Origin of the sequence: Pseudodesulfovibrio hydrargyri (assembly GCF_001874525.1) — a bacterium.
GTDB classification, from domain to species: domain Bacteria; phylum Desulfobacterota; class Desulfovibrionia; order Desulfovibrionales; family Desulfovibrionaceae; genus Pseudodesulfovibrio; species Pseudodesulfovibrio hydrargyri.
Genome location: NZ_LKAQ01000004.1, coordinates 1,563,730 through 1,586,170, shown reverse-complemented (window position 1 = coordinate 1,586,170; position 22,441 = coordinate 1,563,730). Strand labels below are relative to the sequence as shown.

Annotated in this window: 18 protein-coding genes (1 of these 18 cut by a window edge); 16 read left to right on the top strand and 2 right to left on the bottom strand. The window is 64.4% G+C overall.

Going from position 1 to position 22,441, the window contains the following annotated elements; genetic code table 11:
- Positions 1–117, top strand: the 3' portion of a protein-coding gene (locus BerOc1_RS11745; protein ID WP_071545882.1) for a hypothetical protein. 318 nt of this gene lie to the left of the window's left edge; 117 of the gene's 435 nt are visible here — the last part of the coding sequence; its start codon lies off the left edge, out of view; it ends in the stop codon at positions 115–117.
- Positions 118–128: 11 nt separating this feature from the next.
- Here BerOc1_RS11745 and BerOc1_RS11740 read toward each other — a convergent pair whose 3' ends face one another.
- On the bottom strand, positions 129–1,373 hold the full coding sequence (locus BerOc1_RS11740) for an SLC13 family permease (RefSeq protein WP_071545881.1): 1,245 nt from the start codon (positions 1,371–1,373) through the stop codon (positions 129–131).
- Positions 1,374–1,517: 144 nt separating this feature from the next.
- Here BerOc1_RS11740 and dnaE point away from each other — a divergent pair, with 144 nt between their 5' ends.
- From dnaE to BerOc1_RS11670, 14 genes are all read left to right on the top strand, one after another.
- Complete coding sequence (gene dnaE, locus BerOc1_RS11735; protein WP_071545880.1) at positions 1,518–5,072, top strand: DNA polymerase III subunit alpha; 3,555 nt, start codon at positions 1,518–1,520, stop codon at positions 5,070–5,072.
- A 403-nt stretch (positions 5,073–5,475) separates the two neighbouring features.
- Complete coding sequence (locus BerOc1_RS11730; RefSeq protein ID WP_071545879.1) at positions 5,476–6,381, top strand: PEP-CTERM sorting domain-containing protein; 906 nt, start codon at positions 5,476–5,478, stop codon at positions 6,379–6,381.
- Between the two features lie 150 nt (positions 6,382–6,531).
- Positions 6,532–7,143, top strand: coding sequence for a hypothetical protein (locus tag BerOc1_RS11725; RefSeq protein WP_071545878.1), 612 nt, complete (start codon positions 6,532–6,534; stop codon positions 7,141–7,143).
- A 69-nt stretch (positions 7,144–7,212) separates the two neighbouring features.
- Positions 7,213–7,572 carry a nucleotide pyrophosphohydrolase gene (locus tag BerOc1_RS11720; RefSeq protein ID WP_071545877.1) on the top strand — a complete coding sequence of 120 codons (360 nt, stop codon included), beginning with the start codon at positions 7,213–7,215 and terminating at the stop codon, positions 7,570–7,572.
- A complete protein-coding gene (gene queD / locus BerOc1_RS11715; RefSeq protein WP_071545876.1) occupies positions 7,572–7,952 on the top strand; it encodes a 6-carboxytetrahydropterin synthase QueD in 381 nt (126 codons plus the stop codon). Before BerOc1_RS11720 ends, queD begins: the two co-directional genes overlap by 1 nt.
- The gene (locus tag BerOc1_RS11710; RefSeq protein ID WP_129586527.1) at positions 7,952–8,233 is read left to right on the top strand and encodes a hypothetical protein; all 282 of its coding nucleotides are present in this window, start codon (positions 7,952–7,954) and stop codon (positions 8,231–8,233) included. The genes queD and BerOc1_RS11710 overlap by 1 nt, the downstream gene beginning before the upstream one ends.
- A gap of 2 nt (positions 8,234–8,235) precedes the next feature.
- Entirely contained in the window at positions 8,236–8,700 is a 465-nt protein-coding gene (gene dtd, locus BerOc1_RS11705) for a D-aminoacyl-tRNA deacylase (protein WP_071545874.1), read from the top strand.
- Positions 8,701–8,741: 41 nt separating this feature from the next.
- Positions 8,742–10,157, top strand: a complete 1,416-nt coding sequence (locus tag BerOc1_RS11700; protein WP_071545873.1) for a sensor domain-containing diguanylate cyclase — start codon at positions 8,742–8,744, stop codon at positions 10,155–10,157.
- Between the two features lie 34 nt (positions 10,158–10,191).
- Positions 10,192–11,406 (top strand): CgeB family protein, encoded by a 1,215-nt coding sequence (locus BerOc1_RS11695; protein WP_071545872.1) that lies wholly within the window; start codon positions 10,192–10,194, stop codon positions 11,404–11,406.
- 3 nt (positions 11,407–11,409) lie between these two features.
- On the top strand, positions 11,410–12,816 hold the full coding sequence (locus BerOc1_RS11690; protein WP_071545871.1) for a glycosyltransferase family 9 protein: 1,407 nt from the start codon (positions 11,410–11,412) through the stop codon (positions 12,814–12,816).
- Between the two features lie 128 nt (positions 12,817–12,944).
- The gene (locus BerOc1_RS11685) at positions 12,945–14,714 is read left to right on the top strand and encodes a flagellar hook-length control protein FliK (protein WP_071545870.1); all 1,770 of its coding nucleotides are present in this window, start codon (positions 12,945–12,947) and stop codon (positions 14,712–14,714) included.
- Between the two features lie 12 nt (positions 14,715–14,726).
- On the top strand, positions 14,727–15,551 hold the full coding sequence (locus tag BerOc1_RS11680; RefSeq protein ID WP_071545869.1) for a flagellar hook assembly protein FlgD: 825 nt from the start codon (positions 14,727–14,729) through the stop codon (positions 15,549–15,551).
- Positions 15,552–15,622: 71 nt separating this feature from the next.
- Complete coding sequence (locus tag BerOc1_RS11675; RefSeq protein ID WP_071545868.1) at positions 15,623–17,299, top strand: flagellar hook protein FlgE; 1,677 nt, start codon at positions 15,623–15,625, stop codon at positions 17,297–17,299.
- 1,240 nt (positions 17,300–18,539) lie between these two features.
- Positions 18,540–19,469: a flagellin N-terminal helical domain-containing protein gene (locus BerOc1_RS11670; RefSeq protein ID WP_071545867.1), complete on the top strand. Its 930-nt coding sequence runs from the start codon at positions 18,540–18,542 to the stop codon at positions 19,467–19,469.
- 104 nt (positions 19,470–19,573) lie between these two features.
- Here BerOc1_RS11670 and rnc read toward each other — a convergent pair whose 3' ends face one another.
- Positions 19,574–20,257 (bottom strand): ribonuclease III, encoded by a 684-nt coding sequence (gene rnc / locus BerOc1_RS11665; protein ID WP_071545866.1) that lies wholly within the window; start codon positions 20,255–20,257, stop codon positions 19,574–19,576.
- Between the two features lie 15 nt (positions 20,258–20,272).
- Between rnc and BerOc1_RS11660 the strand changes: the two genes are divergently transcribed.
- Entirely contained in the window at positions 20,273–22,381 is a 2,109-nt protein-coding gene (locus BerOc1_RS11660; RefSeq protein WP_071545865.1) for an acetate--CoA ligase family protein, read from the top strand.
- The last annotated feature ends 60 nt before the right edge of the window (positions 22,382–22,441 follow it).

Sequence of the window (22,441 nt, the reverse complement as noted above, 5' to 3'; positions counted from 1 at the left end):
CTCTTCCCCAAGATGCCCAAGACCTTCGACATCTACTACTACAACCCCGACGGCCAGGGCTGGAATCTGCGCACCTTCACCTACGGCCGGGACATCAAGAGCGCCTTCAACCAGTAGAACGCGCCGAATCAGTACAGCCGGGGCAGAATCCAGCTCAACCAGCCGGTCATGAGCAGCGCGCCCAGGACATTGAGCGCCAGCCCCAGGCCGAGCATGACCTTCAGGGACGCGCTCTTCATCTCGCCGAAGGCCAGGGCGTTGGAGGTGGTGGCGATGGGAGTCATGAAGGCGCAGGTGGAGGCCACGCCCACCGCGATCATCAGCGGCAGCGGGTCCATGCCGTGCCCCTTGGCCGCGTAGAAGGCGATGGTGAAGAAGGCGGCCACCACCGCGGTGTTGGACAAAATCTCGGTCAGGAAGATGACCGCCGTGATGGTCAGCAGGAAGAGCAGGCGCGGGTCCATATCGCCCTCGAGCAATCTGCCCGCCAGGACCACGGTCCGGTGGTCCAGCCCGGTCCAGTGGACCACCCCGACCAGCCCGGCCAGGGCCAGGATGAAGATCAGCCCCCGGCGCGGCACGGACTTGAGCAGCCCCCGCCCGGTGAGCAGCGGCCCGGACCGCCCTCCTCCGGCCGGCGCGCCGCGCACGAAGAGCAGGTACAGGAACAGCCCGGCAAAGCCCATGCTGACCACGGGCGACACGGCCGCGAACCCGGCCACGTTCTCCCGGGCCACCGCCTCGATCACAAAATAGCCCATGTACAGCCAGAACAGCCTCGCCCCGTAGCGCTGGCGGGCGTCGGCCCCGGACCGGACCGGCCCGGACACGTCGATGACCGCGCCGCGCGCCGACCTCGGCAACCCCAGCCCGGCGGCCACGAACCAGGCGACGAAGACGAAGGCCGCCACCAGGGGCACGGACCACAGGAACCAATTGAAGAAGTTCAGGTTGTCGCGCCCGGCCACCTCGAACAGGTCCAGGGCCGCGAAGAGCACGGCGTTGGCGGGCGAGCCGATCATGGAGCCCATGCCGCCGATGGCCGCGCCGTAGATGGCCGAGCACATGAGCACCGTGGTCATGCCGGTCACGCCCCGGGCCGCGAAGTCGCGGTCCAGCCTTTTCAGCACCGGGATCAGCGTCAGCACCGTGATGGTGTTGGGGATGAACGAGGATAGCGCGGCCGAGGCCGCGATGATGTAAAACAGAACCCGGCGCGGATGCCCCTTGCTGCGCCTGAGCGCCCAGGCCACGAACCCGTCGGTGATCCGCGTGGCGGCCATGAGCTGGTACACCAGGTACCCGCACACGAAGAGCAGGATCAGGGGCAGGCGGCCCCACAGGTAGGCGGTCACGTCCGTCAGCGGTTCCACAAAGTCTCCAGGGTATGGGTTCGGCCTGTTGCAATGGACCGTTTTCACACAAGAATGTCAACAGGATCGCTGTCTTCTTTTCCGGGTGGCAGTCCCCACGGCTTTACGCTATCATCGTCCCCTCAAGACAAGGAGTTTCAATAAGTGGCCGAATTCGTTCATCTTCACGTCCATACTGAATACAGCCTGCTCGACGGCGCCATCCGCATCGGGGACCTGCTTTCCCGGGCCAAGGACCTGGGCATGCCTGCGGTGGCCATCACCGACCACGGGTCCATGTATGGGGCCGTGGTCTTCTACATGGCGGCCAGGGAACTGGGCATCAAGCCGATCATCGGCTGCGAGGTGTACGTGGCCCCGGGCGACGTGGACGAGGTGGACGCGCACCATAGGAAGGAAAAGGGCGGCGGCTACCACCTGGTCCTGCTGGCCAAGAACCAGCGCGGCTACAAAAACCTGATCAAGATCGTGTCCGAGGGGTACCTGAACGGCTTCTACTACAAGCCGCGCGTGTGCAAGAACCTGCTGAAGCAGTACTCCGAGGGGCTCATCGCCCTGTCCGCCTGCCTGGCGGGCGAGGTGCCCCGCAAGCTCATGAACGAGGGGCTCGAGGCGGGGGTGGACATGGCCCGGACCTACGAGTCCATCTTCCCCGGCAATTTCTACCTGGAACTCCAGGACAACGGCATCGGCAAGCAGAACCGGCTCAATGAACTGCTCATCAAGTGCGCCGAGGAGACCGGCCTGCCCCTGGTGGCCACCAACGACTGCCACTACCTGACCGCCGAGGACTACGAGGCCCACGACACCCTGCTGTGCATCCAGACCCAGACCACGGTGGACGCGGAAAAGCGCTTCCGCATGGAGACCAAGGAACTCTATTTCAAGACCCCGGAGGAGATGGAAAAGTCGTTCGCCCACGTGCCCGAGGCCATCTCCAACACCCAGCGCATCGCCGAGCAGTGCAACCTCGAGATCGAGCTGGGCAACTACTATTTCCCGGAGTACGAACTGCCCGAGGGCGTGTCCATGAACGAGGAGTTCGACCGGTTGTGCCGGGAGGGCCTCAAGCGCCGCCTGAACACCATCACCTATGAGGTGGACGAGGAGAAATACTGGAAGCGGCTGGACTACGAGCTCGGGGTCATCAAGGAGATGGGCTTCCCGGCCTACTTCCTCATCGTCCAGGACTTCATCAACTGGGCCAAGGACCACCGCATCCCGGTGGGACCCGGCCGAGGCTCGGCCGCCGGGTCCATCGTGGCCTGGTCGCTCAAGATCACCAACCTCGACCCGCTCCCCTACGACCTGCTGTTCGAGCGCTTCCTGAACGTGGAGCGCGTGTCCATGCCCGATATCGACGTGGACTTCTGCGAGCGCCGACGCCTGGAGGTGGTCAAGTACTGCGCCCAGAAGTACGGCCACGACCGGGTCTCCCAGATCACCACCTTCGGGACCATGAAGACCAAGGCGGTGATCAAGGACGTGGGCCGCGCCCTGGGCATGACCTTCGGCGAGACCGACCGCATCGCCAAGCTCATCCCGGACGACCCGGCCGTCATGGCCAAGCTGCTCGGCGTGGAAAAGGCCAAGATCACCGTGCCCAACGCGGTCAAGGCCGTGACCGAGCTGGACGACATGGTCGCCACCGACCCCAGGGTGGCCAAGCTCATCGACATTTCGACGCGCCTCGAAGGGCTGTGCCGCCACGCCTCGACCCACGCGGCGGGCGTGGTCATCTCCAACAAGCCCATGACCGAATACCTTCCTCTCTACAAAGGGAAGAAGGGTGAAATCGTGACCCAGTTCGACATGAAGAAGGTCGAGAAGGTCGGCCTGATCAAGTTCGACTTCCTGGGGCTTAGGACCATGACGGTCATCGAGGACTGCCTGGACATCATCCGCGAGCAGGGCAAGAAGGCCCCGGACCTGGACACCCTGCACCTGGACGACCCGGACACCTTCGCCATCTTCGCCAAGGGCGACACGGACGGCATCTTCCAGGTGGAGTCGTCGGGCATGCGCAAGTACCTGCGCATGCTGCGCCCGGACTGCTTCGAGGACATCGTCGCCATGCTCGCCCTGTACCGGCCGGGCCCCTTGGGCATGATCGGCTCCCACGGCGTGTCCATGGTCGACGAATTCATCATGCGCAAACACGGCGAGATCGAAGTCACCTACCCGCACCCGTCGCTGGAGGAGACCCTCAAGCCGACCTACGGGGTCATGGTCTACCAGGAGCAGGTCATGGCCACGGCCATGGTCATCGCCAACTACAGCTTGGGCGAAGGCGACCTGCTGCGCCGGGCCATGGGCAAGAAGATCGCCGAGGAGATGGCCAAGCAGCGCTCCCGCTTCCTGGAGGGCGCGCGCGAGAACGAGATCGACGACGCGGTGGCCAACGACATCTTCGATACCATGGAGAAGTTCGCGGCCTACGGCTTCAACAAGTCGCACTCCGCGGCCTACGCGCTGATCTCCTACCACACCGCCTATCTCAAGGCCCATTTCCCGGTGGAGTTCATGGCCGCCCTGATGTCCACGGAAATGAACAACACCGAAAAGATCATCATGTACGTCAACGCCTGCCGCGACATGGACATCAAGGTCCGCCAGCCGGACATCAACGCGGGCCATGCGCGCTTTTCGGTCAAGGACGGGGAGATCCTGTTCGCCATGGCGGCCATCAAGAACGTGGGCGAGGAGGCGATCAACGAGATCGCGGCCGAGCGCGAGGAAAACGGGCCGTACGAGAACATCTTCGACTTCTGCGAGCGGGTGAACCTGCGCCGGGTGACCAAGCGGGTCCTCGAATCGCTGATCAAGGCGGGCGCGCTGGACTGCTTCTCCTGCTCCCGGGCGGCCCTGCTCGAGGATCTGGACAAGGCCGTGGCGCTGGGCCAGAAAAAGGCCAAGGAAAAGGAGTCCGGCATGCTCAACATGCTGGACATGCTCGGCGGCGGCGAGAAGAAGGAATCCCCCCACACGCCGACCTGCTCCCTGTGCGAGGAGTTCGACGACCGCGAGAAGCTGACCCTGGAAAAGGAGGTCCTCGGCTTCTTCCTGTCCGGGCACCCGCTGCTGGCCTACCGCCACGACATGCAGCGGCTGCGCACCGTGTCCCTGGAGGAGTGCAAGACCATCCCCAACGGCACCGAGGTCCGGGTGGCCGTGATCATCCCGGACTACAAGCAGTTCATCACCCGCAAGGGCGACCCCATGGCCTTCTGCAACGCCGAGGATCTGACCACCTACGGCGAGATCACCATGCTGCCCAACGTCTACGCCGAGGCGCGCGAACTGCTCGACGCGGACCGCCCCCTGCTGGTCCAGGGCAAGATCGACCAGCGCGACGACCAGCCCGGCCCCGAGGACGCGCCCAAGTCCGCCAAGATCCTGGCCGACAAGGTCCTGTTCCTGGCCGACGCGGCCCAGGGCTCGGACCAGCCGGTCAGCCTGTGGATAGGGGAGAAGAACGCGGTGGACCCGCACCTCAACGCGCTCAAGGTCATCCTCCAGCGCTACCCCGGCAACACCAGCGTGAACCTCGGCATCATCACCCGCGAGTCCGTGGTCAACCTGCGGCTGGGCAACGGCTGGAAGGTCTACCCGGGCCGCGATTTCTGGAAGGAAGTGGAGGCCTGGCAGAACGGCGACGCCAAGGCCTACCGCGCCGAGGCCGAGGCCGAACTCCTGTAATCCGCCCCGCTCCCGGTTCCTCCGGGCTGTCGAAAATTCTTACAGCCTTATTCCCGCAAGACCGACCTGTTTAAAAGAACAGGTCGGTCTTGTACTGGGACAGGTCTGGCAAGATGCCCCGAAGACCCGTCCTGCATGGGCTTTGCGCATCACTTCCCCATGACCCCACACCGCAACTCACTACATCCGTCAATATTTTCAATAGATTTAATCTATGTCATGGCAACAGTGTAAAGTTTCTTGAAATGTCGGAAAACTTCACACCTCCGCCCCTGTCTTGGCGATGAAATTCTCCAATAAAATCAGCTTATCTTATAGGGTATGCATATTGCATCGTCACAGTGCGGCATAATGACCAAGCGCGTTCCGCGTCTGCGTCATTGCATACTCAAGGATGGACACCATGAAGAGATATATATTGCCCCTCATTCTTATCGTCGGCATATTCATCGCCGCCCGGCCCGAACGGGCCGAGGCCTTGATCCTGCCCGACCTGGACACGGCCGTGGACACCGGACTGGCCCGCCAGTACGGCGACTTCTATTCCTATTCGCTGCCCATACTCAACTACGTGGCCTCCGGGTTCACCGACACGGTATTCAACTCGGGCGACCCGTATTACGTGGATTCCGCTCCCGGCCAGCTTGCGGACAACATCGTCATCATGACGGGCACCACGGCGGATGCCGTCAACACGGCGGGGTTTGAAAACGCCTACGACGTACCGAACAACTTCACCCCCTACTCCACAGTGACTTACGCCGATCCCGCGGTGAACAACGGCATCTACGCCGATTCCGGCACCTCGTGGGAGGCGAACATCTCCGCACTCGTGGCCTACCTGGACGGCAGCCTGCCCGTCTTCTACTTCAACAACAACGAGACCGGGAGCGGCCAGGATCTCTACATCACCGCGTCACTCTCCATCTGGAACGATTCGACCTCGACCGTCTACGGCACCTACGACCTCGTCGATCCCTCCACTCCGGACAATTACGTGCTCTCCGGAGGCGACGTCGAGTTCGACGGCGAAGTCTTCGCGCACAATCTCGGGGCCAAGAAGGCGGCCTACGCCGTCCTCATTCCCGAGCTCAACGACTTCCTGGACGACTGGACCGGCCTCGGCGACAGCCAATACGACATGCTCTCCCTGGAGATCAGCATGTACGGCCTGGACAACGGCTACGAACAGGCGTTCATCGGCCGGGGCGAATACGCGGCCGGGACCGTGCCCGAACCGGCCACATGGCTGCTGCTGGGCCTCGGCCTGCTCGGCCTGCCCCTGGCCCGGCGGTTGCGCCGCCGCTAGGCAGGACCGCTCTCCACGCACCTTGCGGCCCCGCTCCGGCGGGGCCTTTTTTTGTCGGGTTGACAAAACGCGCCGGGCTCGCCCACCATGCACCATCGACCGAGCCCCGAAGCACCCCGCTTCCGCACGCAACCCCACAGGAAAGGACGCATGAGCCGAGTCAACGAACTGCTGCAGAGGATCGAGGAACTCCAGGCCGAACTGGAACAGGAACTGCGCGCCAAGCGCGAGGACCTGGAATTCACCATCAGGCAACGCAAAGTCAGCTTCACCCGCGAGGTCAGGGAAAAGCAGCGCGAGTTCCTGAAGAAGTGGCTGGACTACGTCTACGACTCCGGCCCGCTGATCATCCTGACCATCCCGATCATCTGGGGGGCGTTGATCCCCTGCGTGGTCCTGGACGTCGCGGTCACCGTGTACCAGTTCATCTGCTTCCCGATCTACGGCATCCCCTTTGCCCGGCGGCGCGACTACGTGGTCATCGACCGCCAGCACCTCGGCTACCTGAACTGGCTCGAAAAGCTGAACTGCATGTACTGCGGCTACTTCAACGGCGTCATGAGCTACGTCCGCGAGGTCGCCGCGCGCACAGAACAATACTGGTGCCCGGTGCGCCACGCCCGCCCGGTCAAGTCCGTGCACGCCCACTACCGGACCTTCTTCGAATACGGCGACGCCCAGGGCTACCGCGAAGGGTTGGAACCGGCCCGCGAAAAGCTGGCCCGCAAGCTGCGCGAGGACCTGCTGGGCAAGAAGAAATAGCGGGGACGGTTTTGCCCGCCCCGGACCGCCGGACACCGTCGGCCGAACCGATCAACCACGAGAGAGAAAATGGATTCCCTTGAAGAACTCAACGAGCGGCACCGCAGATTCGTCAACGACCGCAACTGGCAGAAGCACCAGACGCCCAAGAACCTGGTCATGGCCCTGACCGGCGAGGTCGGGGAGCTGGTCGAGCTGTTCCAGTGGCTGACCCCGGAGGAGAGCCGGGAGATCTCGGGCAAGCGCAAACAGGCCGTGGCCGAGGAGATGGCCGATGTGCTCATCTACCTGGTCCGGCTGGCCGACGAGACGGGCATCGACCTGGTTGCGGCCGCCCACGAAAAATGCGAGATCAACGAGAGAAAGTATCCGGCCGAGGCGTTCCAGGGGAACGGCATGCGGCCGCACGAATACAAGGAGTCCAGATAATGCCCGGCAAGTGGAAACTGACCATCGCCCAGGAATTTTCGGCCTCGCACCAGTTGCGCAACTATTGCGGCAAGTGCGAGAACATGCACGGCCACAACTTCGGCGTGGAGGTGGTGGTCGAGGGCGACACTCTGGACCCCGAGGTCCAGTACCTGGTGGATTTCAAGACGCTCAAGGGGATGACCAAGAGTGTGCTGGAAAGGCTCGACCACACCCACCTGAACGAGGTGGAGTGCTTCAAGGAGATCAACCCCTCCTCCGAGAACCTGGCCATGTTCATCTACCGCAACCTCAAGGCGGGCATGCCGGAGAACGTCTCCCTGGTGGAGGTCTCGGTCTCGGAGAACAACACGTCCAAGGCCACCTACTGGGAAGAATGATGGCCGGAAATCAAGACGGAAAACAGGGCGACGAACGCGGCCGGATCAACGGCATGTCCTACGGGAAGATCATGACTTCCCTGCTCATCCCCAAGGACGCCCGGACCAGCCCCCGGCGCATCCTGAGCGGCATCGCCTTCCTGGCCTTTGTCTGCTTCTTCGTGTTCGGCACCCTGTACCGGGGCTGCGCCAACCAAAACGGCGCGGACAACGGCCCGGCCGGCGTGGAGCGGACCGCCCCGGCCGCGCCGCGAACGCCTGCCCCGGGCGGCGAGGGCTAGCCGTGCGCGTGGTCATCCAGCGGGTTTCCGACGCCCGCGTCCTGGTCAACGACGGTGTGGTCGGCGAGATCGACACCGGCCTGCTCGTGCTCGTGGGCTTCGGCGCGGCGGACAAGGCGGACTTCCCCGAGACCCCGGCCTGGCGCAAGATGCTCGACAAGCTCTTCAACCTGCGCATTTTCCCGGACGACGACGGCAAGCTGAACCTGTCGCTTACGGACATCAGGGGCGACCTGATGCTCGTCTCCCAGTTCACGCTCTACGCGGACTGCAGGAAGGGACGGCGGCCCTCGTTCACCGACGCCTGCCACCCCTACGTGGCCGAATCCCTGTTCGAGCGGTTCACGGAGGACGCCCGCAAGCTCGCCCCGGCCGGTTTCGCCACGGGCCGCTTCGGGGCCGAGATGCACCTGGACTTCACCAACTGGGGACCGGTGACCATCATCCTCGATTCCGACGAGCTCTAAAGCGGCTTGCCTCCGGGCCGACCCTTGCCTACACTGCCGCCATGTCCGTCAAGACCAAGCTCATCACCGCCCTGACTCTGATCCTGCTGGTCGCCTTCCTGGCCACCAGCCTGATAAACTACGCCTTCACCCGCGCCACTGTCAGGGAAGAGTTGCTCAACTCCTCCCTGCCCCTGACCGGCAAGAACATCTATTCCGAAGTCCACGCGGACATGCTCCGGCCCATCCTGGTCTCCACCTCCATGGCCAACGACGCCTTTCTCAAGCACTGGATCGAATCCGGGGAAAGCGACCTCGGAGCCATCACCCGCTACCTGGCCGACCTGCGCGACAAGTACGGATTCCTGACCACATTCTTCGTCTCGGCCAAAAGCGACAACTACTATTATCAGGAAGGCATCCTGAAGAAGATCGGCCCGCGCGACCCGCACGACGTGTGGTACTACGCCTTTGTGCGCAAGAACGTGGAGTTCGCCCTGGACGTGGACACCAACGAGGCCGAGGGCGGCAAGCTGACCATCTTCGTCAACTTCCGGGTGGTGGACCAGGACGGCAGACTCCTGGGCGTGGCCGGGGTGGGCGTGAACATCGACCGGGTCACCGGCCTGCTGGAAAAGGCCCGCCACGACTATAACCGCGAGGTCTACCTGGTGGACCAGGACGGGCTGGTCCAGGTTCACCGCGACAAGTCCCGCATCGAACGCTACTATATCACCAAGGCCGGGGGCATCCGCGACGTGGCCCCGGCCATCCTCGTGCCCCGCGACGATTCGCGCAGCTTCCAGTACGACTGGGACGGCGAGCACTACCTTTTGTCCACCCGGTACATCCCGGAACTGAAGTGGTTCCTCATCGTGGAGCAGAGCGAGTCCTCGGCCCTGGCCTCGGCCCGCAACAACCTCGTGCGCACCGTGATCATCGGCCTGCTCGCCTCCATCCTGATCATCGTGCTCTGCTCCATCACCATCAACCACTACCAGGGCCGCCTGGAGAAGCTGGCCAAGACAGACCCGCTCACCGGGGCGGCCAACCGCCGCGCCCTGGACGAGGCCTTCGGGCAGTTCGCCTACAAGGCGGTCCGCTACGGCACGCCGTTCTCGGCGGTCATCCTCGACCTGAACAAGTTCAAGGCCATCAACGACGAATACGGCCACCTGGTAGGAGACGACGTGCTCAGGGACGTGGCCGCCACCACCCGGCGGATCATCCGCCCCACGGACATCCTGGCCCGCTGGGGAGGGGACGAGTTCCTGATCCTCATGGACGGCGGAACCGGAGAGGCCGGGGCCCTGACCGAGCGCGTGTCCCGCGCCCTGTCGGACGAGGAAAGGGGCATCCCGATCACATTCAGCCACGGCCTGGCCGGGTTCCGGGAGGGAGACACCCTGGAGTCCATGACCCACCGGGCGGACCAGGCCATGTACCGGGCCAAGGCCCGCGAAGGCCGGGACCTGTAGACAAAATCCCAACCGGCCGATAGAAAAGGGAATCATGCAAGCATCCCCGACCAGTTGGCCCAGATTCCGGGGCGCGGCCCCGCGCATCCTGCTGCTCACCAGCCAGTATTTCCTCATCGGCGAGCTTGCGGCCGCCTGCGAACGCCTGGGCGTGGAGCACCTGCTCCTGGACTTCGGGGCAAAGGAAATGGACCTCGACGAGTTCGTGGCCGCCATGACCGAGGCATTCGAGACCTTCCGCCCGGACTTCGTCCTGACCGTGAACCACCTGGGCGTGGACCGCGAGGGCGTCCTCGCTTCCCTGCTGAACAAATACGACCTGCCCCTGGCCTCCTGGTTCGTGGACAACCCGCATCTCATCCTCGGGGTGTACAAGCACCTTTTCGAACCACGCGCCGCCCTGTTCACCTGGGACCTGGACACCGTCGCCCCGCTCTCGGACATGGGTTTCGAGCACGTCTTTTACCTGCCCCTGGGCGCGGACCCGACCCGGCTCGTGCCCCACCGCGCCGAGCCCGTCAAGGAGTGGCGCGCGCCCATCTCATTCGTGGGCAACTCCATGCTGACCAAGACCCTGATGCGCGCCCGGGCGGCCAACCCTTCCGAACACCTCTTCCGGGCGGCCATGGAGGTGGCCAAGGCGTTCGCGCGATCCGACGCGCAGCAGGCCGGGCTGTTCATGGCCGAGCATTTCCCCGAGGTCCGCGCCGCGTACAAGGGATTCGGCGACCCCGGGCGCGAACTGGCCTTCGAGACCTTCGTCACCTGGCAGGCCACCCTGCTCTACCGCCTGGACTGCGTGGCCCGCATCCTGCCGTTTTCCCCGCTCATCGTGGGCGACACAGGCTGGCAGGAACTGCTCTCCGCGCAGTCGGGCTGGCGCTACCACCCGGAACTGTCCTATTACGACGACCTGCCCGACTTCTATCCCTTGAGCGAGATCAACTTCAACTGCACCAGCCAGCAGATGAAGGGCGCGGTCAACCAGCGGGTCTTCGACGTGCCCTGCTGCAACGCCTTCCTGCTCACGGACCGCCGCCGCCAGATGGAGGACCTGTTCGAGCCCGGGACCGAGATCGTCTGCTACGCGAGCCCGGACGACATTCCCGAGCTGGTCGGGCGCTATCTGGCCGATCCGGCGGCCCGCGCCCGGGTGGCCGCCGCGGCGCGCAAACGGGTCCTGGCCGAGCACACCTACGACCACCGCATGACCCTGCTCATGGAGACCATGCGCAAGACCTTCGGGTAGGATATGCCCGACAAGCCCATCCTCATACTCCAGATGCAGCGCATGGGGGACCTGATCCTCTCCTTCCCGCTGATGCTCTGGCTGGCCCGCCGCCACCCCGGCCACCCCATCTTCGTGGCCGCGGAACAAAATTTCTACGAGCCGCTCATGCGTCTCTCCCCGGCGGCCACCTATTTCCCGTGGTCCGGGATCGCCCACCTGGAAAAGCACGACTACGAGCTGGTCCTTAACCTGTCCATCCAGGAGAAGGCCGCCGCGCTCGCGGGCAGAGTCAGGGCCGAGACCAAGCTCGGGCCGGTCCAGTCCGAGGACGGCACCCGGCGGGTGCACGGCGACTGGCAGCTCTACCGGACCTCTTTAGTGCGCAACAACCTGTACAACCGCTTCCACTGGGGGGAGCTGAACGGCCTGGACGCCGTGCCGTTTACGGACATCGCGGCCACCCGGTTCTCCCTGCCCCGGACCCTGCCCGGCTCCAACAAGGTGGGGTTGTTCCTCGGAGCAAGCGACGCGGCCAAGCGCCCGACCGCCGCGTTCTGGGCCGGGCTGGTGGACGAACTCCATGGGCGCGGCCTGCGTTCGGTGCTTTTCGGCGGCCCGGCGGAAAAGGATCTCGGGGCCGAGGTGGCCAGACTGGCCAAGGGACCGGCCCTGAACCTGTGCGGCGCACTGGGCCTGGACGAATTCGGGGCCGTGGGCCAGACGCTGGGGTTGTTCATCACCCCGGACACCGGGCCCATGCACCTGGCCGCCTGGACCGGGCTCAAATGCCTGAACCTGTCCATGGGCAACGTCAACCCGTGGGAGACCGGACCCATATCCCCGGGCCACTACGTGCTTCGGGCCGACCTGCCCTGCGCCAGGGGATGCTGGCAGTGCACCCAGGACTCCCTGCTCTGCCACGAGCCGTTCAAGCCGGGCCGGGTGGCCGGGCTGGCCAAACGGCTGGCCGGCGGCGCGGACAGCGACCGGCTGGCCCGCCTGGACCTGCCCGGACTGACCCTGTTCGAGACCGGCCGGTCCGAACTCGGCCTATATCATTTACATAGGCTCGACCAAGTCGCGCCCGACGCCGAGCGACTCGCCTCGCGCTTCTGGCAGGCCCTGTTCGGCGGACTCTTCGGGCTGTGGGAGGACCGCGCGGCCGCCGAAGCATGGGCCGGGCTCGCCCAGGGCGCGCCCGGCGCGGCCGAAAGCCTGCTCGCCCACATCCCGGAGATGGGCCGTCAGTTCAAGCACGGCCTGCGCTCCGGCACGGTCCTGGACCCGTCCTTCTGGGCCGACAGCCCGGCCATGGCCCGGCCGTTCACCGGTTTTGCCCACATGTACCTGGAAAACAAGGATTACTCTCGTCAGGCCTGGGCCCACGTCCTGGCCCTGCTGGAGCGCCTGGTAAGCGCTTCCGCCTAGCTCCCCCCTGGCCGGACCACACCGGACCGGTCATTTCTTCCCCCTTCTGAACGGACTTAACTGCTCGATATAAAGACTTTTTCCCATTGGCACGCCTTTTGATTGGATATGTGCCGGAGGAGAAAAGTATGCAAAATATTCCCGGCACCGCCGCAGAAGCAGCTTCCGAAGCCGCCAGACTGATCAAGCTGGCCACCTCGTCCAAGGGCAAGGGCGCCAACCAGTCCGCGATCGCCGACGCCAAGGACGACAAGCGCACCCGGTTCGCCGATCTGTTCAACGAGCACACCGAGATGGTCGAGGACGAACTGTCCATGACCCCGGTGACCAGCGAGCAGCAGATGCTCGACTCCGCCCCCGGCATCATGGAAGACGAAGAAGAGAAAAAGACCGTCAACGCGGCCGGCACCGCGGCCCCCAAGGCGGACCCAGCGGCCGAGGACGAGGAAAAGAACCTCGAAACCCGCATGACCGGCGAGGATCTGGACGGCGTCCGGGACGACCTCAAGGAATACGGCATGTCCGACGAGGAGATCGCGGCCATCGAGGACAAGGTCAATTCCGAGGAGGGCATGACCTGGGGCCAGTTCGTTTCCACCGTGGCCAAGAAGATCGCCGCCTCCAGGAAGACCGAGATGAACGACGAGCAGAAGGCCTCGCTGGCCGGGTTCTTCGGCAAGCTCGGCTTCACCACGCAGGAGAGCTCCAAGCTCATCGAGCAGATGAAGAAGGGCAACTTCGACCAGGTCATGAAGCAGGTCGAGGCCAAGGTGGCGGCCATGCCCGCCGACCAGCAGGCCATGTTCACCAAGGACGAGGTCGAGGCCTTCGTCTCCTCCATGGGGCTGTCCAAGGAATTCGTCACCCGCATCCAGGAACTCTTTTCGACCAACACCCTGCCCAAGGAAATGAAGCAGGCCTTCACCCTGATCAACCAGGAGCTGGCGGGGCTGGACAAGAAGGACCAGAAGCTGGTCAAGGCCGTGGGCAAGGCGTTCGCCTCGATCATGGGCGACGCCCACAAGGCCACCTCGGCGGCCATGCAGGTCGATCAGGCCGTGGACCTCAAGCCGCGCGTGGCCGAGGAAAAGGGCGACGCCGACGTGCGCGACGAGCTGGCCCAGGCCTTCCGCGAGCGCAAGGACGCCCAGTCCGAAAACACGGTCCGCCGCCAGGCCCGGCAGTCCGCCGCCGACAAGGCGGGGATCAAGACCGATTCCACGGTCCAGGACCAGGCCGCGGACAAGGGCCTGGACCCCGAGGCCGAGCACGACCGCAAGTGGGGCAACTTCTTCGACAAGGTCCGCGAGGACGGCTCGCAGGCCAAGGATTCTTCAGCCAAGGTAAAGACCGAGGCAACCGCTTCCACGACCAAGACCGCCCTCTCCGAGCAGGCCACGGCAGGCAACTCCACGACCAAGGCGTGGGAAAAAGTTTCCGCTCCCAAGGTCATGAAGCAGGTCGACCAGGCCGTGCTCAAGACCCTGAACAACGGGGGCAAGCAACTCACTTTGCAGCTCACCCCCGAGAACCTGGGCAAGCTGTCCATCGTCCTCTCGGTGCACGGCAAGGAGGTCAGCGCGAGCATCCGCGCGGAGAACGCCGACGCCCACAAGATCATCTCGGACAACCTTCATATCATTAAGCAATCTTTGGAATCTCAAGGCCTGAAGGTGGACAAGCTGGATGTCCAGACCGGGCTCGCCGACAACCAGAGCTTCCACAACTGGTTCGGAGAAAGCGAGCACAACCTGTCCCGCGAGCGGGAGGCCATGATCGCCATGCGCAATCACATGCGCTCCATGCGCGCCCAGGATTCGGGCGCGATGGCCCGGGAAGTGCAATCCGTCGGAGAACGGGTAATTACTTCCGATCAAGGCTTGCACCTTATCGCCTAAACGAGGTCTACCATGCCGTATACAGATACCACAGGCATCTATCTCGGAAAGCAGGAGGAGCGGCTCGCCGCCTCCAACTCGCCGACCGAGCACGACACCAGCCTGGACCAGGACGCCTTCCTGTCCATCCTGGTGGCCCAGCTCACGCACCAGGACCCCCTCAACCCCATGGAGGACACCGACATGACCTCCCAGTTGGCGGAGTTCTCGAGCCTGGAGCAGCTGACCAACATCAACAGCGGCATCGCCACGCTGAACGAGACCATGAGCCAGAACGACATCCTCACCGCCGTCAGTTTCATCGGCAAGGAGGTCAAGGCCGAGGGCTACAAGGTCAGCCTGAACGAGGGCAACGCCTCGACCATCTACTACGGCTTCGGCGAGACGGTCTCCGGCATCCTGATGAACATCTACGACGACGAAGGGGCCATCGTCCGCACCGTGGAGCTCGGCAGCAAGGAAGCCGGGACGTACCAGTACACCTGGGACGGCAAGGACGAGAACGGCAACGAGTTGCCCGACGGCCAGTACGGCGTGGGCATCCTCGGCATCGACCTGACCGGCGACTACGTCATGGTCCAGACCGAAATCTCCGGCAAGGTCGACGGTGTGGTCACCGAAAACGGCACCCAGTACCTGCGCCTGGAGGACGGCCGGTTCATCAACATGCTCAACGTCAAGGAAGTCGTCAATCCCGACGCATCCTCGGTGGTCGACTCCGAAGACACCTCCGGTGAGGGCAACGGGGACGGCGCCACCGGCGGGACCGAGGGCAGCGACCAGGCCGAAGGCGGCGACGAAGGTGAAGGCGAAGGCGACACCGAGGCCGAAGCGTAGCCGAAGAACGATTATTTCACCTGGGGCCGAGGGCGGTCCCGGGCTCTTGGAGAAGAGATTAGGAGGTTATTATGGGTTTAGGAGCATCACTGTATTCGGGTATCACCGGCCTTACGGTACACTCGGAACGCATGACGGTCATCGGCAACAACCTGGCCAACGTGAACACCACGGGGTTCAAGGGCGCCATGATGCAGTTCGAGGACCTCGCCAGCGCCGACTTCGCCACGGTCAACGGCGTGGGCCAGGTGGGACGGGGCGTGCGCGTGTCCACCATCTACTCGGACTGGGGCCAGGGCGCCTTCGAGTCGTCCACCGAGGCCACGGACATGGCCATCTCCGGCGACGGGCTCTTCGTGGTCTCCCCGTTGGGCGAGGACATGAAATACTACAGCAGGGCGGGCAACTTCCGCTTCGACAACGACGGCTACCTGGTGGACCCGCACGGCTACGTTCTCCAGGGATGGGAGATCGAGCGCACCACCACCACGGTGACCACGACCACCTCGACCACCACGAATGAAAACAGGTCCGCGCGGATCATCGGCACGCCGACCAACATCCGCATGGAGAACTTCCAGTCCGAGCCCAACGCGACCACCAACGTGTCCATCGTCACCAACCTGGACCCCACGGCCGCGGACGGCTCCACCAGCTCGGCCAATCCCTATTTCGCGATGTTCAACAACTGGGACGGCACGGCCGAGACGCCGCTGGCCTCCACCCTGTATGGCTATTCGACCACGCTCAAGGTCTATGACGAGATCGGCACGGCCCACAACCTGACCGTGTACTTCGACAAGGTGACCATGAGCAACGCGGGCGGCGACACGGTCTGGGAATACATGGTCACCTGCGAGCCGTCGGCCGACCGGCGCATGCTCTCCGGGGCCAACGGCTTGATGACCTCCATCGGCGAGAGCCGGACCTCGGCCGCGGGCGTGCTCATGATCGGCACCCTGACCTTCACCACCGGCCAGCTCTCGGGCATGAGCGCCTACACGCTGAAGTCCAACGGCGGCGCCAACATCAAGGACCTGAACAACTGGGACCTGGCGGACTTCTCCACCAGCGGCTTCCCGGTATGCACCGCCAACTTCCTGGGCAAGTCCAACGCCAGCACGGCCGAGGCGACCAACGCCACGCCCCTCCAGATCGATTTCGGCATCTCCAACAAGGAGCTGTCGAGCAACGGGAGCGGCGCCACCACCATCGGCTGGGGGGGCGGCCTGGGCACCTTGCCCACCACCGCGGCCATGGTCGGCAACAACATCAGCAACACCGGATACCTGGCCAACTTCAAGGACCCGGCGGTCTCGGCCCTGGCCACCCAGAGCTTCGACACCGGCGGCTCGTCCACCCTGTACCAGAGCCAGAACGGCTACTCCGCGGGCATCCTGCAGAACATCTCGGTTTCCCGCGAGGGTGTCATATCCGGCCACTATTCGAACGGGCAGGTGCTCGAGCTCTTCGCCGTGACCCTGGCCACCTTCACCAACCAGCACGGGCTGCGCCGCGAGGGCGGCAACCTGTTCACCGAAACCCTTGAATCCGGCCCGGCCCTGACCGGCCAGGCGGGGAGCTCGGGCAAGGGCACCATCGACGGCAACGCGCTCGAGATGTCCAACGTGGACATGGCCACCGAGTTCGTGCGCATGATCACCACACAGCGCGGCTTCCAGGCCAACACCAAGGTGATCACCACCGTGGATTCGCTGCTTGGCGAAGTCATCTCGATGAAGCGGTAACCAACAGAGGTCTCAAGTAACCCATACTCATAGACGTCCTTCTCCAAGGCCCCCCGGCCACCCACCGGGGGGCAAAGAAAACCCAGCGGCCCGGCCGATGTCATGCGACATCGCCGGGCCGTCCGGCTTATGGAGCGGGCTCGAAAAGTGAAGAAGGACCTCGCCGCCAGCTTCGGATCGGGGCCGTCCTCACAACCAGCTCCGGTTCGGCGTTGTCCTCGCCGCCCTGTGCCGGAAGGAATTTTGACGCTGTTGCCTGTCCTCGCATTCGCGTTGGGACATTTGGCTGTCCGCCTTACTCTCGAATTTCGCCTTTACGGCGACTTCCTTTTTTGCTGGCGCAGAAAAAAGGAAGCAAAAACTGCGCTGCGGTGCGAGTACGGCGGAAGCGGACCCAAGAGCCCGTAGGCGGCTTTCGCTGGCTGGATAGATGTCTGCTGCGCAGACGCGATCCAGCCGCCGCTTCGCCGCCAGGGACGGACTCTAGGGTCCGCTGCCGATTACCGCCCTGCGTATAAATGTATTGGGCCGTGGCGTTTGGCCCGGCAGAAGACTCGGTTGGAACTCCACAAGGCTGCCAATGGAGCGACTCGGACGCCCCGCGTCCGACAGCGGCTCTCTCGGTTACGCGCCAAGGCACGCCCTCCCGCGCCCCACCACGCCTCTTACCTTCACCCAAACCAGCCCTTGAACGGGGGGTTAGAAGCTGACCGCGAGGGGAGGCGGCTCTTCGAATCGCCGCGAGCCTCGATTCGGGAGCCGACCCGAGCGGATCAGCTTCTTGCCCCCCGTTCTCCGGGCGGCCACCCAACCCCCCAGGCCCTTTTTTTCGTCTATTTTTTTGGGCCAGCAAAAAAATGGACCCCGCCGGGAGGGCATGGAGCATTGTGCAGGCTTCGGCCTGCACAGCGGCTCTCGGAGGCTGAAGGGGGTGCAACCCCCTTCACCGGCTCCCGCGGCGCAGCCGCGCCTCTTTCCGCCGATCGCCGCCGCCCGGGCGGCTTTCCTTACCTTCTTAAGGCACTGTCGAGGCCCTTCGACGATCCCCTCCCCACCCGGCAAATATTGACAAAGCATTGACGGGCGGGGGTTTGCGGCCGTTTGGGGAAGGGGAAAAATTGGCCTTTCTAGACTTTTTTTAGACACTTATCATCTTAACATTACTTGATAAAGTTAAGTTGGCACACATGATGCTTAATCTTGGCAAAATGGATTTGAGAATCGAACAAGGAGGGTTCTGATGTCTTTAGTCATTAACCACAACCTCATGGCCATGAACGCCCAGAGGAACCTGTCCGACCATTACGGCCGGCTCGGCGTCTCCACCCGGCGTCTGTCTTCCGGCCTGCGTGTCGGCACCGCTGCGGACGACGCGGCCGGCCTGGCGATTCGCGAGCTCATGCGTTCGGAAATCAGCTCCCTGCACCAGGGCATCCGCAACGCGTCCGACGCGATCTCGCTGATCCAGACCGCGGACGGCGCGCTGCAGGTGGTCGACGAAAAGCTCATTCGTCTGAAGGAGCTGGCCATGCAGGCGTCCACGGGTACCTACAACTCCGACCAGCGGATGATCATCGACTCCGAATACCAGGCAATGTGCTCGGAGATCACCCGTATCGCCCACGCGACGGACTTCAACGGAATTTACCTGCTCAACGGCAACCTGTCCGGCGACCCCGGTGTCGACCACGACGGTACGGGCCTCCAGGCCACCGGCCCGCTGAAGATCCACTTCGGCACCGGCAACGACTCGGCCGAGGACTACTACTACGTGGCCATCCAGGGTTCCACCGCGTCCTCTTTCGGACTCGGGCACCTGGCCGCTCTGAAGAGTTCCGGCGCCACCTGGGAAGCCCAGAACGCGGGCAAGTCGATCTCCACCCAGGCCCTGGCCCAGTCGGCCATGGAGGCGATCAACCAGGCGATCATCTCCAAGGACAAGATCCGCGCCAACCTCGGTTCCATGCAGAACCGGCTGGAGAACACCATCACCAACCTGGAAATCCAGGCCGAGAACCTGCAGGCCGCAGAGTCCCGCATTTCCGACGTCGACGTGGCGCAGGAAATGACCGAGTTCGTGCGCAACCAGATTCTCACCCAGTCCGCTGTCGCCATGCTGGCGCAGGCCAACTCCCTGCCGAGGATGGCCATGCAGCTCATCGGCGGCTAGCCGCAAACGGCAAGACGCGACTGAAGACGATCGGAACCGGCCCTGCGGGATAGTCCCGCAGGGCTTGGTCTCCGGTCGTTTTGGCCGGGTGGTGTGGCGGGGTTCTATTCCTCTTCGAGGAACTCGAGGCCCATGCGCGCGGCCTCCTGCTCGGCCCGCTTCACGCTGCTGCCGACGCCGCGAAACCGCTCGCCGCGCGGCAGGGTCACGTCCACCTCGAACAGCTTCTCGTGCTCCGGACCGCTGGTCCCGGAGAGCACGTACACCGGCCTGTCGCGGAACAGCTCCTGGGCCACCTCCTGCAACCGGCTCTTGTAGTCCTTGGTCTCGGGCAGCATGGCCCGGGCGGGCCACTCGTCTTCGAAAAGTTCCAGAATGGTCCGGCGGGCGGCCTCGAAACCGCCATCCAGAAAGACCGCGCCGAGCAGTGCCTCGAAGGCGTCGGCCAACAGCGCGTCGCGCTCCCGGCCGCCCTGCAGCTCCTCGCCCCTGCCCAGGCGGATGCACTGGTCCAGCTTGAGCCCCCGGGCCATGCCCGCCAGTGACTGCTCCTTGACCAGCTGAGAACGGATGCGCGTGAGCTGGCCCTCGTGGGCCGACGGATACCGCCTGAATCCCTCCTCGGAAATGCACAGTTCCAGCACGGCGTCGCCCAGAAATTCCAACCGCTCGTTGTCCTCGATGCCGCTCTGTTCGTTGGCGAACGAGGAGTGGGTCAGGGCCGTCTCCAGGAACTTGACTTGGGCAAACCTATGGTGGATACAATCCTGAAGCTCAGCGGTATCCATTCAACCCCCTTATTTATGCAACCAGACGCCCAGCTACGCGAACTTTTCACCCCCGAATCCATCGCCGTCGTCGGCGCGTCCCGGAGCCCGCTCAAGCTCGGGCATCTCATCCTGTCGAATTTGATCTCGGCAGGGTACAGGGGGACAATCTTTCCCGTCAATCCCGCGGGCGGAGAAATTCTCGGCCTGACCGCCTACCCGTCCACCGCCGACCTGCCGCGCCCGCCGGACCTCGGCATCATCGTCCTGCCGCGCGAAAAGGTCCTTGAGGCCATGCGCGACCTGGCCGACGCCAAGGTCGACGCCATCTGCGTCATCACCGCCGGATTCCGCGAGACCGGGCGCGACGGCTTCGAACTCGAAATGGAGATGGCCGACCTGGCGCGGCGCAGGGACATCACCCTGCTCGGGCCCAACACGCTGGGCCTGTTCAACACGGCCATCAACCTGAACGCATCCATCGCCCAGACCATGCCCGCCCGGGGGTCCATCTCCTTCTTCTCCCAGAGCGGGGCCCTGTGCTCGGCCATCCTGGACTGGGCCGAGGGCGAGTCCATCGGCTTCTCCAAGTTCGTCTCGCTCGGCAACAAGGCGGGCGTGTCCGAGGCCGACGTGATCGAGGCGCTGGGCGACGACCCGGACACCAAGGTCATCATCGGCTACCTGGAATCCGTGGACGACGGCCGCAGGTTCCTGACCCGGGCCCGGGCCGTGACCGAAAAGAAGCCGGTCATCATGATCAAGGCGGGCACCACCCCGGCCGGCGCGCGGGCCACCTCCAGCCACACCGGCTCCCTGGCCGGCAGCGTGGAGGCCGGGCTGGCCGCGTTCAAGCAGGCGGGGATCATCCGGGTGGAGAGCCTGGAGACCCTGTTCGACCTGGCGCGCGCCTTTGCCGAACAGCCCCTGCCCCAGGGCCCGAACCTGACCGTGGTGACCAACTCCGGCGGCCCCGGCATCCTGGCCGCCGACGCCTGCGAGGCCGCCGGGCTCAACCTGGCCCGCCCCTCCCAGCAGACCCTGGACCGCCTGACCCGGGCCCTGCCGCCGTTCGCCGCCATCTACAACCCCATCGACATCATCGGCGACGCCAAGGCCGAACGCTACCGGGCCACGCTCGAAGCCGTGGCAGAGGACGAGACCAGCCACGCCATCCTGGTCCTGCTCACGCCCACGGCCTCGGCCGAGATCACCGAGACCGCCCAGGCGATCATCGACGTTTCCAAGACCTGCGACAAACCGATCTTCGCCTCGTTCATGGGCGAGGAGCGGATCGGCCCCGGCCGCGACATGCTCCTGGCCGCGGGCATCCCCTGCTACGCCTACCCGGAACCGGCGATCACGGCCATCGCGGCCATGCTCGCCCACTACCGCTGGAAGAACCGGCCCTACCCGGTGGAGGTCTGCTTCCGCCGCGACAAGGGACGGGCCGAGCGGACCATCGATGCCGCCCTGGCCGCGGGCATGACCGAACTGCCCTTCGGTGACGCCATGGACATCGCCGCGTCCTACGAACTGCCCGTGCCCGAGACCCGGCTGGTGCGCACCTCGGACCAGGCCGTGCGCGCGGCCAAGAAGATGGGCTACCCCGTGGCGCTCAAGATCGAATCGCCCCACCTGACCAGCCGGGGCGAAGTGGACGGCGTGGCCCTGGACCTGCACACCCCGCGCGAGGTTCGCGACGCATGGCTCGACATCACCACCCGGGCCCAGCGCAAGCGCCCGGACATCTACATAGCGGGCTGCCTGGTCCAGACCATGGGCCCGGTCAAGGCCCGAGAGGTCGTGGTCCGGTTCACCCAGGACCCGCAGTTCGGCCCGCTCATCTCGTTCTGTCTGGCCGGACCGTCCGCCGAGATTCTCGGCGACGTCAGCTACCGGCTGGCCCCGCTCGCCCTGCACGACGTCCAGGATATCGTCCGCGAGATCAAGTCGTTCCCCCTGCTGCGCGGCGTGCGCGGCGAGGAACCGGTCAACCTGGCGGCCATCGAGGACATCCTGCTGTCCATGTCCCAGATGGCCACGGACTTCCCGGAGATACGCGAGGCCGTGCTCAACCCCATCCTGGTGGATGCCGAAGGAGCGTTCGTGGCCGACCTGCGCGTGACCGTCGGACCCATTTGACGCTTGGACATTTTTTGCGGTCTCATATACTAACAAAAGACGGGGCGCTGCGGTTCCCGC